Origin of the sequence: Nonomuraea sp. NPDC049158 (assembly GCF_040648335.1) — a bacterium.
Lineage (GTDB): Bacteria > Actinomycetota > Actinomycetes > Streptosporangiales > Streptosporangiaceae > Nonomuraea.
In genome coordinates, this window is the sequence record NZ_JBEZDM010000015.1 from 109,583 (window position 1) to 122,335 (window position 12,753).

Below are 12,753 nucleotides of genomic sequence, written 5' to 3' on the forward strand. Positions count from 1 at the left end.
GTCAGCTCTGGCCGCCCGCGAGCTTCTCGCGCAGAGCCGCGAGAGCCTCGTCGGAGGCGAGGGCGCCGGCCGCCGGAGCGGACGAGCCCGAGCTGCTGGCCGGAGCCGCGGTCTCACCGGTGTAGGACGAGGGAGCGGCTTCGCCCGCCTCGGCCTCCGCCTTGCGAGCCTCTTCGATCTGCTTCTTGTGCGCCTCGAAGCGGGTCTGGGCCTCGGCGTACTGCCGCTCCCACTCCTCGCGCTGCTTGTCGAAGCCCTCGAGCCACTCACCGGTCTCCGAGTCGAAGCCCTCGGGGTAGATGTAGTTGCCCTGGTCGTCGTAGGTCGCCGCCATGCCGTAGAGCGTCGGGTCGAACTCGACCTCGGCGCCGCTGACACCCTCGTTGGCCTGCTTCAGCGAGAGGCTGATGCGACGCCGGTCGAGGTCGATGTCGATGATCTTGACGAAGATCTCGTCGCCGACCTGGACGACCTGCTCCGGGATCTCCACGTGGCGCTCGGCCAGCTCGGAGATGTGGACCAGGCCCTCGATGCCCTCCTCGACCCGGACGAACGCGCCGAACGGCACCAGCTTGGTGACGCGACCCGGCACGACCTGGCCGATCTGGTGGGTGCGGGCGAACTGCTGCCACGGGTCTTCCTGAGTGGCCTTGAGCGACAGGGAGACGCGCTCGCGCTCCATGTCGACATCGAGGACCTCGACCGTGACCTCCTGGCCGACCTCGACAACCTCGGAGGGGTGGTCGATGTGCTTCCAGGACAGCTCGGACACGTGGACCAGGCCGTCGACGCCGCCGAGATCCACGAACGCACCGAAGTTGACGATCGAGGAGACGACGCCCTTGCGGACCTGCCCCTTCTGGAGGGTGTTGAGGAACGTCTGGCGAACCTCGGACTGCGTCTGCTCGAGCCAAGCGCGGCGGGACAGGACCACGTTGTTGCGGTTCTTGTCCAGCTCGATGATCTTCGCCTCGAGCTCGCGGCCGACGTACGGCTGCAGGTCGCGGACACGGCGCATCTCGACCAGGGACGCCGGCAGGAAGCCACGGAGGCCGATGTCGAGGATGAGTCCACCCTTGACGACCTCGATGACGGTGCCGGTGACGATGCCGTCCTCGTCCTTGATCTTTTCGATCGTGCCCCAGGCGCGCTCGTATTGAGCCCGCTTCTTGGACAGGATCAGGCGGCCCTCTTTGTCCTCCTTCTGGAGAACCAGGGCTTCGACGTGTTCGCCGACCTCCACGACGTCCGCTGGGTCGACATCGTGCTTGATCGAAAGCTCACGCGAGGGGATGACACCCTCGGTCTTGTAGCCGATATCGAGAAGGACCTCGTCTCGATCGACCTTGACGACGGTGCCCTCGACGATGTCGCCGTCGTTGAAGTACTTGATGGTCTCGTCGATCGCTGCGAGGAAGGCTTCCTCGGACCCGATGTCGTTGACCGCTACCTGCGGGGTGCTCGAGGTGGCCTCAGTGCTGGACGTCATGTGTGGAATTGCTCCGAACGCGGACAGGATGTCGATGTGGCGGACGCGCGGCAGGCCCTCTTCCGCATCAAGCCGAGGAATTACGACATCGACGTGACCGAGCGCGAGCCCGCTCCGTCTGAGGCGCGCGCGAGCCCACAGCGCAGCGATCAGCATATGAGACCTTGAGCGTGAGGTCAATCCAACCGGCCCCACACTGGTCAGTAAACGATCAGCTGACCTTTCCGCTTCGGTGTGATATTACCCTGAAGTCGCTGCGGAATGGAGATCTTCGTGGGGTCCCCGTCGGAGACGTAGCGGTCCCCAGGGTGCTTGTTCAGCCACTCCAGCCAGTACTGGGAGCACCATTTGCGGCATTCGCCCTTTTTGCCGTTGCTCTGGATGCGCTGGATGGCCACCGGATCGAATTTTTTCGCAAAGGGCGAAAGAGACGGCTCGGCCCCGGCCAGGAAGACCCCGGCGAAGTCGTAGGAGGTGCCGTCCCACTCACCGTGCCGGGCGATCTTCTTCGGGTGCGGCATCGCCCCGAACGGCAGGGCCATGGTGACGACCGGGCCGGCGCCGAGCTTCTTCAGCAGCCGTTCGAGCCGGACGATCTGCTCCTTGACCTTCTTCTTCCGCATGGCGGCCAGATTGGGGTGGGCCCAGGTGTGGTTGGCCACCTCGAACCCGTGCTCGACCAGCCACCGCACGGCCGCCGCCTGCTGGTCGGGCTTCCTCAGCCCGAACGGGTCGTGGTTGACCCACAGCGTGGCGACCGGCCGGAACTCGGGATAGCGCCGGGCCACGTCGAGGAGCACCCCGACCGCGGTGTCCGGCGCCGGGTTGCCGCTCGCGTCCAGCCTGAAGTGGCTCTCGTGCCCGTCGTCGAAGGTCAGCACCACGGGGAACCGGCCGGCGGGCACCCGGATGTCACCGGTGGCGAACTCCTTGGCGGTGATCGGCGCGTAGCCCTGCTTGGCCAGCTTCTCCAGCTCCCTGCGCAGCTGGTCGGGTGTGCGGTCGATGGAGGCGATCCGCTTCTTGAGTATCCGGTGGTACATCAGCACCGGCACTAACCCGAGCTCGTTGGCCTTGACCTGCTTGGCGAACTCCGGCGTGGCCACCACCCCGGGCGGCTCGGCGAACGTCGGCACGGGCTCGGCGGGGGTGGGCTGCGCGGACTGCTCGATCTTGGCTACCGCCGGTGGCCCGGGCACGGACCGGCCGGAGGAGGACTGCAGCATCAGCCCGACGACCGCCACTGTCACGACCAAGACGTTCGCGAGAGCGATGAACCGGGGGAAGGCCGCTGACGATCGCACAAGGCTCCCGTGCCACTCGGGGGAAATTACCCTCAGGGTAGTCCAGAACCCCGTATCGGCCGCTGTTCGCGACCCGCCGGACCGCCCTGCTTCACGGTGTGGGAGCGCCGCCGCTCAGCGCCAGGCGGTCCCACCGGACAAAGATCGACTTGCCCCACCGTACGGGGATAAACGTCCGATACGGCGAAGTCGGCCGCGCGACCCTCCGCGAGCGTCAAGGGCCGGTCGGCGGGATCGGTCGCGCGGCCGGTCCCGCCAACGGTCGCGCGGCCGGTCCCGCCGACGCTCGCCGTCGCGAGGGTCGGCGGGCGGTCAGTGGCCCGCGTCCTCCCACGTGCGGCCGACGCCCACGGAGACCTCCAGCGGGACCCGCAGGTGGTAGGCCGCGTTCATCTGGTCGCACACGAGAGTGCGCAGCCGGTCGAGCTCGCCGGGGGCCACCTCGAACACCAGCTCGTCGTGGACCTGCAGCAGCATCCGGGAGCCCAGCCCCTCCGTGCTCATCGCCTGGGAGACGTTGAGCATGGCCACCTTGATGATGTCGGCCGCCGAGCCCTGGATGGGCGCGTTGAGCGCCATGCGCTCGGCCATCTCGCGGCGCTGCCGGTTGTCGCTGGTCAGGTCGGGCAGGTAGCGGCGGCGCCCCATGATGGTCTCGGTGTAGCCGTCGCTGCGCGCCTGCTGGACGATGGCGTGCAGGAAGTCGCGGACGCCGCCGAACTCCTGGAAGTATTCCTCCTTGAGCGCCCGCGCCTCGGCCACCGGGATGTTGAGCTGCCCCGACAGCCCGAAGTCGGACAGGCCGTAGGCGAGGCCGTAGTTCATCGCCTTGATGCGCGCCCGCAGCTCGCCGTCGATCTGCTCGGGCGGCAGGTCGAAGACCCGGGCCGCGGTCGCCTGGTGGAAGTCGTGGCCCGATTCGAAGGAGGCGATCAGCGCCTCGTCGCCCGACAGGTGGGCCATGATGCGCAGCTCGATCTGGCTGTAGTCGGCCGTGAGCAGCGTCTCGTAGCCCTCGCCGACCACGAAGCCCTGCCGGATGCGGCGGCCCTCGGAGGTGCGGATCGGGATGTTCTGGAGATTGGGCTTTTCCGATGACAGGCGGCCCGTGGCCGCGATGATCTGGTTGAACGTGGTGTGGATCCGCCCGTCGTCGGAGACCTCCTTGATCAGGCCCTCGACGGTGGTGCGCAGCTTGGTCTGGTCGCGGTGGCGCAGCATGATGATCGGCAGCTCGTGCTCGGTCTGCGTGGCGAGCCAGGCGAGCTGGTCGGCGTCGGTGCTGTAACCGGTCTTGATCTTCTTCGTCTTGGGCAGGTTGAGCTTGGTGAAGAGGATCTCCTGCAGCTGCTTGGGCGAGCCCAGGTTGAACTGCTCGCCGACGGCCGCGTGCGCCTCCTCGACCGCGTGCTTGACCGCGGCGCCGAACTCGGCCTCCAGACCGGCGAAGTATTCGCTGTCGACGGCGATGCCCGCGCGCTCGATCTCCGCCAGCACGCTCAGCAGCGGGAGCTCCACGTCGGTCAGCAGCTGGGTGCCGCCACGGCCCGTCAGGAAGGCCTCCAGCGCCTCGGCCAGCTGGCGCACGGCATGGGCGCGCAGCGCCAGGTCCTTGGCGGGGGCGTCCTCGTCGTCGCCGAACAGCGCGGCCTGCCCGCTGGACTCCTCCTCGGCGCGCAGGTCGCGGTTGAGGTAACGGCGGGCCAGGTCTTCGAGGGCGAAGGTGCGCTGGCCGGGCATCGCCAGGTAGGCCGCCAGGGCCGTGTCGCAGGTCAGGCCCTTGAGGCTCATGCCCTGCGCCCAGAGCGCGAGGATCGGGCCCTTGGCGTCGTGGACGGCCTTGGGCCGGTCGGCGTCGGCCAGCCAGGCCCGCAGCGCGACCTCGTCGGACTCGGTGAGCTTGACCGGGTCGATGAAGGCGGCCGTGCCGTCGGGCGAGGCGATCGCGAGGGCGTCGATGCGCCCGGTGCCGCTGCCGTAGGCGCCCTTGACGGCCAGGCCCGCCCGGCCGGCGGGCAGCGCGGCCAGCCAGCCCGCGACCCGGTCGGGGCCGAGGATGATGGTCTCCACCTCGAAGCCCTGGTCGGGCTCCTGCTCACCGGTGCCGAGCACCTTGAAGACGCGCTCACGCAGCTCGCCGCGGATCTGCAGGGTGTCGAAGAGCTTGTTGACCTCTTCGCGCTCCCAGACGCCCTGCTTGAGCTCGCCCAGGTCGACCTCCATCGGGACGTCGCGGAGCAACTCGGTGAGGCGGCGGTTCATCAGGACCTGGGCGACGTGCTCGCGCAGCTTGTCGCCGACCTTGCCCTTGACCTCGTCGACCCGGTCGACCAGCGCGGTCAGCGAGCCGAACTCGCGAACCCACTTGGCGGCGGTCTTCTCGCCCACGCTGGGGATGCTGAGCAGGTTGTCGCTGGGGTCGCCGCGCAGCGCCGCGAAGTCGGGGTATTGGACCGGGGTCAGGCCGTATTTCTCCTCGACGGCCTCGGGGGTGAACCTGGTCATGTCACTGATGCCGCGGCGCGTCATCAGGACCGTGACGTGCTCGTCGACCAGCTGGAGCGCGTCGCGGTCGCCGGTGACGATCAGCACGTTCATGCCCTCGGCGCTGGCCCGGGTGGCGAGCGTGGCGATGAGGTCGTCGGCCTCGAACCCGGCCTTGGACAGGTGCGGGACGCGCAGCGTGTCGAGGAGCTCGTAGATGAGCTGCATCTGGCCCCGGAAGTCTTCGGGGGTCTCGCTCCTGTTGGCCTTGTAGTCGGCGTACTCCTCGTGCCGGAACGTCGGCTCCGACCGGTCGAACGCGACGGCCACGTGCGACGGCTGCTCGTCGCGCAGGATGTTGGTCAGCATCGAGGTGAACCCGTAGACCGCCTCGGTGTGCTGACCGTCGGTGGTCATGAGGTTGGCGTCCTTGAGCGCGTAGAACGCGCGATAGGCCAGGGAATGCCCGTCGAGCAGCAACAGGCACGGGCGGCTGGGGGTCACTTCACTCTTCGGCACACAAGCAGCCTAGTCTCCATCTCCGACAGAAAACCTGAGCTCGGAAGACTGGAGGACTCCCCTTGACGCGGATCGACCCGGTGGATTTCCAGACGTTGAACGCCGTCCACGAAGGCACGCTCCCCGACCGGATGGGCATCGAGTTCGTCGAGGCCAGCGCGGAGCGGGTCGTGGGCCGGATGCCGGTCGCGGGCAACACCCAGCCGTACGGCCTGCTGCACGGCGGGGCGTCCGTGGTGCTCGCCGAGACGCTGGGCTCGACCGGCGCGGCCATCCACGCGGGCGCGGACCGCATCGCCGTCGGCATCGAGATCAACGCCACCCACCACCGCTCGGCCACCTCCGGCTTCGTCACCGGCGTGGCGACCCGGCTGCACGGCGGGCGTTCGCTGGCCACGTACGAGATCGAGATCACCGACGAGCAGGGGCGGCGCGTGTGCACCTCCCGGCTGACCTGCATGCTGCGCGACCGCTGACGTATGACGTACATGCGGCACGATCGGTGACCCGCGTGCCGCGCGATCCCTGAGGTCGCGACTGGTCACGACTGAACGCCACGCGACTTTCCGGCTCTCTTTGCACACGAGCCCCGTGGGTCGCTACGGTTGTCCAAGCGGAGCCCGCGGGGAGGCCGAGTAGATAACGTGTGAGGCCGGGGAAGCCCTACATGGTCCCAAAGGTCCTCTTCCGCGGGCTCGTTCACGTTCTGCAGTGATGGTTATGCATTAGCGCCCTCGAAGCGCCAGGCGTCTAGCGGGATTTAGCCCCTGACCTGGCGTCTTGGTTCCTCACATGAGCGACACGCACGTGTCACTAATTGGTGACGAACGATACTGAACCGGGCGCGACCAGAATAAGCTCCCGCCACAGCATCCAGTTTTGTTGTGCCTGCGATGCCCACGTGTCGAGATGGAGGGGCACAACCCCGCCTTGACCTATTTGAGGGAGCACCATTGCGCAGAGCCGTGATCGCGTTCACGGCCTTCCTGGGTGGACTCATCTTCCTGCTCGCGGTCCCCGCCCAGGCGGCGGCCCCGGATCAGGGTCTGAGGGGAACACTCAAACTCCAAGGCCAACCAGTGAACGGCGTGAAAATCGTCGTGACCACCGAAGGCGGACAACCCGTCAAGGAGGTTACAAGCAACGCCCAGGGCGCTTGGGAAGTCCCGGTTGATAAACCGGGCAAGTACAAGGTCACGCTGGATGTCAAGACGCTCCCTCCCACCGCGGTGATCCGGGGCGGCAACGCCGTCCGCACCCCGACCGTCTTCTCCGGCAACGTGTCCACCGTCCTGTTCGCCCTGCAGCCCAAGGGCGCCGCGGGCCAACCGGCCGCGGACGAGGGCGCTGAGACCAGCCCCTTCTTGGACCAGGCGGCGCAGCTCACCTTCGAGGGCCTGAACCTCGGCCTGATCATCGCGCTGGCCGCGCTCGGCCTCTCGCTGATCTACGGCACCACGGGCCTGACCAACTTCGCCCACGGTGAGCTCGTCACGATGGGCGCGCTGCTCGCCTATATGTTCAACGTGGGCTTCGGCCTGCATCTGATCCCCGCGGCCGTGATCGCGGTGATCGCCGGGGGCGCGCTCGGCTACCTTCAGGACCGCTTGTTCTGGGGGCAGCTGCGCAGGCGCGGCACCGGCACCATCGCCATGATGATCATCTCGATCGGTGTGGCGCTCTTCCTGCGCTATGTCTTCCTGATCCTGTTCGGCGGGCAGAACGAGTCGTTCGCCCAGTACACCGCGCAGCCGGGCATCGAGATCGGCCCGATCTCCGCGGCTCCGAAGAACTTCGTCGCGATGGGCATCGAGCTGGCGGTCCTCATCATCGTCGGCGTGGCGCTGCTGCGCACCCGCACCGGCAAGGCGGCCCGCGCGGTCGCCGACAACCCGGCGCTGGCCGCTTCCTCCGGCATCAACGTCGACCGGGTCATCCGCATCATCTGGACCACGGGCGGCGCCATCGCCGCGCTGGCCGGCATCATGCTCGGCCTGTCTCAAAACCTGAAATACACCATGGGCCAGGACATCCTGCTGCTCATCTTCGCCGGCGTCACGCTCGGCGGGCTCGGCACCGCGTTCGGCGCCCTGGTGGGCTCGCTCGTGGTCGGCCTGTTCATCCAGGTCTCCACGCTGTGGGTGCCGCCGGAGCTCAAGAGCGTCGGCGCGCTGGCCGTACTCATCATCGTGCTCCTCTTCCGGCCACAGGGCATCCTGGGCCGCCGAGAGCGGATCGGCTGACGGGGGGAGTCACATGGACTGGATCACGATCATCAGCACCACCGTCAAGTCCGCCATCGGCGTCGAGACGGTGCTCTACGCGCTCGCCGCGATCGGCATCAACATCCACTTCGGCTACACGGGCCTGCTCAACTTCGGGCAGGCGGCGTTCATGGGCGTCGCCGGCTACGGCCTGGCCGTCACGGTCACCGTCCTGAACCTGCCCTTCTGGATCGGCATCGCGGTCGGCCTCATCGCCGCGGTGCTCCTGGCGCTGCTCCTGGGCGCGCCGACGCTGCGCCTGCGGGCCGACTATCTGGCCATCGTCACCATCGCGGCCGCCGAGATCGTCAGGCTCGTCTTCCGTTCGGTGAAGTTCAAGGAGGTCTTCGGCGGCTCCGACGGCCAGCGCGGCTTCTCCGACGGCTTCTACGCGCTCAACCCCTTCCCCGAGGGCGAGTACGGCATCGGCTGGTTCACCTTCAACCACCGGATCCTGTGGATCATGCTCGTCGGCTGGGTGCTGGTCGCCCTCTCCTGCGGCATCGTCTACCTGCTCATGCGCAGCCCGTGGGGCCGCGTGCTCAAGGCCATCCGCGAGGACGAGGACGCCGTACGCAGCCTCGGCAAGAACGTCTTCTCCTACAAGATGCAGTCGCTCATCCTCGGCGGCGTCATCGGCAGCCTGGGCGGCTTCGTGTACGGCCTGGCCTACGCCTCGGTGCAGCCCGACGTCTTCGGCACCGAGACCACCTTCTTCGCCTACACGATCGTGATCCTCGGTGGCGCGGCCCGCGTGCTCGGCCCCGTCGTCGGATCCATGATCTTCTGGGTGCTGCTGGTCCTGGTCAACGGCGTGCTCAGTGAAGCGGTTCAGGCGGGGTACATCCCGTTCATGACCTCGATCCAGGTCGGCCCGGTGCGCTACATCCTGGTTGGACTCGGGTTGATCCTGTTGCTCATCTTCCGGCCACAGGGCATCTTCGGTGACAAGAGGGAGATAGCTTTCGATGTCCGCTGAAACAACCGCCGCCACCACGATCTCCGAGCGCAAGGCCGCGGCCCTGGCCGCCTTCAAGGACCTGGCCCGCGATCCCGGTGTGCCCAAGCCCGACCCGATCCTCGTGGTCGACGGCGTCGTGCGCCGCTTCGGCGGTCTGACCGCCGTCGAGGTGGACCACGTCGAGATCCAGCGCGGCTCCATCACCGCCCTGATCGGCCCCAACGGCGCCGGCAAGACGACGTTCTTCAACCAGCTCACCGGCTTCGACACCGCTGACGCCGGCAAGTGGACGTTCAACGGCAACAACATGAGCGGCGTGCCCGCCCACCGGGTGGCCCGCGCCGGCATGGTCCGTACCTTCCAGCTCACCAAGGCCCTGTCCAGGCTGACGGTGATGGAGAACATGCGGCTCGGCGCCCAGAAGCAGCGCGGCGAGAACTTCTGGCGGGCGCTGGTGCCCGGCTCCTGGCGGGCCCAGGAGGAGGCGATCACCGAGCAGGCCGAGGATCTGCTGACCAGGTTCAAGCTCGACGCCAAGCGCGACGACTTCGCCGGATCGCTGTCCGGCGGCCAGCGCAAGCTGCTGGAGATGGCCCGCGCGCTCATGGTCAAGCCCGAGCTGGTCATGCTCGACGAGCCGATGGCGGGCGTCAACCCGGCGCTGACCCAGTCACTGCTCGGCCACGTCAAGGACCTGCGCGATCAGGGCATGAGCGTGCTGTTCGTCGAACACGACATGGACATGGTCCGCGACATCAGCGACTGGGTGATCGTCATGGCCCAGGGCGCCATCATCGCCGAGGGGCCACCGGACACGATCATGTCCGACTCCCGCGTCATCGACGCCTACCTGGGCGCCCACCACGACGCGCCGCTGTCCGACAGCGAGCTCGAGGAGCAACTGCACCAGGCGGAGGCGGCGCTGGAGGCCGAGATCGAAGAGGAGACGCAGAAGTGAACGCCGTCCCCGAGTCCGCACCGGGCTCCGAGCCCGAGTCGAAGGCGGCCATCACCGACCGCGGCGCCCACCTGGAGGGTGCCGCGAACGCCGTACTGCGGTGCGACGAGCTCATCGCCGGCTACCTGCCGGGCGTCAACATCCTCAACGGCTCCGACCTCTACGTCGGCGAGGGTGAGCTGATCGGCATCATCGGCCCCAACGGCGCCGGTAAGTCGACGCTGCTCAAGGCCATGTTCGGGCTCGTCAACATCCGCAGCGGCACGGTGGTGCTGAAGGGTGAGGACATCACGAACATGAAGGCGCACTCGCTGGTCGCCCGCGGGGTCGGCTACGTCCCGCAGACCAACAACGTCTTCCCCAGCCTGACCATCGAGGAGAACCTCGAGATGGGCGCCTTCCAGGTGCCCGGCAAGTTCAAGGAGCGCTTCGAGTTCGTCGCCGAGCTGTTCCCCGCGCTCAAGGAACGGCGCAAGCAGCGGGCCGGCTCGCTGTCGGGCGGCGAGCGGCAGATGGTGGCGATGGCCAGGGCGCTCATGACCGAGCCGTCGGTGCTGCTGCTGGACGAGCCGTCGGCGGGCCTGTCGCCGATGCTGCAGGACCTGGTGTTCATCCAGGCCCAGCAGATCAACAAGGCGGGCGTGACGGTCATCATGGTCGAGCAGAACGCCCGGCGCTGCCTGCAGATCTGCCACCGCGGCTACGTGCTCGACCAGGGCCGTAACGCCTACACCGGCACCGGCCGCCAGCTGGCCAACGACCCCAAGGTGATCGAGCTCTACCTCGGCACCCTGGCCAAGGCCTAGAAGATCTCAAAACGGCGAAGGGGCTCCCCAGGAGCCCCTTCGCCGTTTTTAATGAGCGCTGTGAGACGAATTGCGACAATCGCGCTCCTGCTGCCCATCCTCGTCGCCTGTCAGAACGGCGCCGCCTCGGCCGGCAAGTACAGCACCGGCGGCGATCCCACGGACGACCCCTGCGCGCGCGTGGTCTCCGCGATCGGCTACGTCGGCCTCATGCTGAAGCCGAAGGGCCAGGAGAACACCCAGAACTTCGAGGACGCGCTGCTCGGCCGCCTCGCGGAGGTGCGCGGCATCACGCTGCAGTTCGGTCCGCGCCTGCCCGAGTCGCTGGGTACGGCCGTGCGCACGGTCGAGTCCACGACGGCCGGCCTGTCCAGGGCCGACGTTCCGCGTGAGCGGCAGGTGGCGCTGCTCACGCGGTACCGGATCGCCGCGGACGAGATCGTGGCGGGCTGCGGCCAATAGCCGGGGACATCCCGCGGCCGGGGAACAGCTCGCGGCGGATAGCCGGGAGACAACTTGCGGCGAACAGCCCGGGGACAGCCGAAAGGCCCGGTCCAGTGGACCGAGCCTTTCAGGGTGTGCGGCGTACGGACTAGCCGGCGATGTTGCCGGTGCGGTACTCGAGCGCCTTGGTCGGGTACTTGTTGTCGGCGCCGTACTCGTAGATGCCGATCGTGGCGACCGCCGGGTCACCGGCCTCGTTGAACTCGACCTGACCGCTCACGCCGTCGTAGTCGATGTCCTTGCCGGCCTTGAGCAGGTCGACGCACGACTTGAAGTTGTTGCACTTCTCGCCGCCCTTGCTGACCTCGGCCAGCTTGGCGCCGATGTCGACACCCGCGTCGCTCTTGGCGGCCTCGGCGGCCAGCGCGATCAGGTTCATGGCGTCGTAGGACTCAGGCGCGTAGCTGAAGTCCTCGAGCTTGGGGTTGACCGCCATGAGCTTGCCCTTGAAGTCCTCCGGAGCGGCGGCACCGGGGATGGTGCCCTTGACGCCCTTCAGAGTGCCCTTGGGCATCTTGACGTAGTTGGTGTTGGAGGTGTTGCCGTCCACCATGTACCACTTGTGCTTGCTGGCCGGCAGACCCTGCTTGACCAGCTCCTGGATGACCTTGGCGGTCTCCTCGAAGCCGATCAGCACGATGGCCTTCGGGTTCTTCGCCTTGATCTTCGCGACGTCGGCGGAGAAGTCGGCGGCCTTCGGGTCGTAGTCCACGCGCTCGACGACCTCGGCGCCACCGTCGGTGACGGTCTTGGCCACCTGGTCGGCCAGGCCGGTGCCGTAGGAGTCCTGCATGGCCAGGATGCCGACCGTGTCACTGCCGTCGGCGATGATCAGGTCGCCCAGCACGCGGCCCTGCAGCTTGTCCGGCGGAGCCGTACGGAAGTACAGGCCGTTGTCCTTGATCGTGGTGAACTTGTCAGAGGTGTTGGCGGGCGAGAAGTGCACCACGCCGGCACCCGTGATCTTGTCGACCACGGACTCCGACACCGAGGAGGACGCGGCGCCGATGATGGCGTCGGCCTTCTGCGCGAGCAGCTTGTCCACCGACTGCGACGCGATGTTCGTGGTGGTGTCACCGGAGTCGGTGTCATATTTGGTCACCGGCTTGCCAAGCACGCCACCGGCTTCGTTGATTTCCTTGATCGCGGCGTCCACACCGGCGAACTCGGGCGGGCCGAGGAAGGCAAGCGAACCCGTCTGCGGCAGCAGAGTGCCAACAGTCAAGGTCCCGTCGCCCTTGGCCGCGGCGGCCGCACTGGATGGCGCGGCCGAGGACGAGGCCGGCGCAGCGGTGTTACCGCCACCACCGCAGGCTGTCAGGGCCAGGCTCGTGGCAGCCACGACAGCCAGCGCCCGTCCCGCGGGAGCAATGCGGATCATGAAGTGTCTCCTTCATCTCCAGGCCGGGTGAGGTCAGCACCGCCGACGTTCCCGAATCGAATGACGGAAAGCTATAGAACGTA

The 12,753-nt window shown here is 67.6% G+C and carries 10 protein-coding genes; 6 read left to right on the forward strand and 4 right to left on the reverse strand.

Annotated elements, in window-relative coordinates; genetic code table 11:
- Nucleotide 1: 1 nt before the first annotated feature.
- From rpsA to polA, 3 genes are all read right to left on the reverse strand, one after another.
- A complete protein-coding gene (rpsA, locus tag AB0B61_RS30170; protein ID WP_225291707.1) occupies nt 2–1,489 on the reverse strand; it encodes a 30S ribosomal protein S1 in 1,488 nt (495 codons plus the stop codon).
- 200 nt (nt 1,490–1,689) lie between these two features.
- Complete coding sequence (locus AB0B61_RS30175; RefSeq protein ID WP_358438752.1) at nt 1,690–2,739, reverse strand: polysaccharide deacetylase family protein; 1,050 nt, start codon at nt 2,737–2,739, stop codon at nt 1,690–1,692.
- Between the two features lie 366 nt (nt 2,740–3,105).
- The gene (gene polA / locus AB0B61_RS30180; RefSeq protein ID WP_358438754.1) at nt 3,106–5,796 is read right to left on the reverse strand and encodes a DNA polymerase I; all 2,691 of its coding nucleotides are present in this window, start codon (nt 5,794–5,796) and stop codon (nt 3,106–3,108) included.
- A 131-nt stretch (nt 5,797–5,927) separates the two neighbouring features.
- Between polA and AB0B61_RS30185 the strand changes: the two genes are divergently transcribed.
- The 6 genes from AB0B61_RS30185 (at nt 5,928) to AB0B61_RS30210 (ending at nt 11,247) form a co-directional block, all read left to right on the forward strand.
- Complete coding sequence (locus tag AB0B61_RS30185) at nt 5,928–6,272, forward strand: hotdog fold thioesterase (RefSeq protein ID WP_225291836.1); 345 nt, start codon at nt 5,928–5,930, stop codon at nt 6,270–6,272.
- Nucleotides 6,273–6,749: 477 nt separating this feature from the next.
- Nucleotides 6,750–8,039 (forward strand): branched-chain amino acid ABC transporter permease, encoded by a 1,290-nt coding sequence (locus AB0B61_RS30190; RefSeq protein ID WP_358438757.1) that lies wholly within the window; start codon nt 6,750–6,752, stop codon nt 8,037–8,039.
- A gap of 13 nt (nt 8,040–8,052) precedes the next feature.
- A complete protein-coding gene (locus AB0B61_RS30195) occupies nt 8,053–9,039 on the forward strand; it encodes a branched-chain amino acid ABC transporter permease (protein WP_358438760.1) in 987 nt (328 codons plus the stop codon).
- Entirely contained in the window at nt 9,029–9,979 is a 951-nt protein-coding gene (locus tag AB0B61_RS30200) for an ABC transporter ATP-binding protein (protein WP_358438763.1), read from the forward strand. The genes AB0B61_RS30195 and AB0B61_RS30200 overlap by 11 nt, the downstream gene beginning before the upstream one ends.
- A 50-nt stretch (nt 9,980–10,029) precedes the next feature.
- A complete protein-coding gene (locus AB0B61_RS30205; protein WP_358438978.1) occupies nt 10,030–10,785 on the forward strand; it encodes an ABC transporter ATP-binding protein in 756 nt (251 codons plus the stop codon).
- 60 nt (nt 10,786–10,845) lie between these two features.
- Nucleotides 10,846–11,247 carry a hypothetical protein gene (locus tag AB0B61_RS30210; RefSeq protein WP_358438766.1) on the forward strand — a complete coding sequence of 134 codons (402 nt, stop codon included), beginning with the start codon at nt 10,846–10,848 and terminating at the stop codon, nt 11,245–11,247.
- Nucleotides 11,248–11,377: 130 nt separating this feature from the next.
- Here the strand turns inward: AB0B61_RS30210 and AB0B61_RS30215 are convergent, their stop codons facing one another.
- Nucleotides 11,378–12,670, reverse strand: a complete 1,293-nt coding sequence (locus AB0B61_RS30215; RefSeq protein ID WP_358438769.1) for an ABC transporter substrate-binding protein — start codon at nt 12,668–12,670, stop codon at nt 11,378–11,380.
- Nucleotides 12,671–12,753: the final 83 nt, after the last annotated feature.

Excerpts from the sequence above, each read along its gene's own strand:
- AB0B61_RS30215 (WP_358438769.1), bottom strand. The coding sequence starts at position 12,670 with ATGATCCGCATTGCTCCCGCGGGACGGGCGCTGGCTGTCGTGGCTGCC.
- AB0B61_RS30200 (WP_358438763.1), top strand. The coding sequence starts at position 9,029 with ATGTCCGCTGAAACAACCGCCGCCACCACGATCTCCGAGCGCAAGGCC.
- rpsA (WP_225291707.1), bottom strand. The coding sequence starts at position 1,489 with ATGACGTCCAGCACTGAGGCCACCTCGAGCACCCCGCAGGTAGCGGTC.
- AB0B61_RS30195 (WP_358438760.1), top strand. The coding sequence starts at position 8,053 with ATGGACTGGATCACGATCATCAGCACCACCGTCAAGTCCGCCATCGGC.
- AB0B61_RS30185 (WP_225291836.1), top strand. The coding sequence starts at position 5,928 with ATGGGCATCGAGTTCGTCGAGGCCAGCGCGGAGCGGGTCGTGGGCCGG.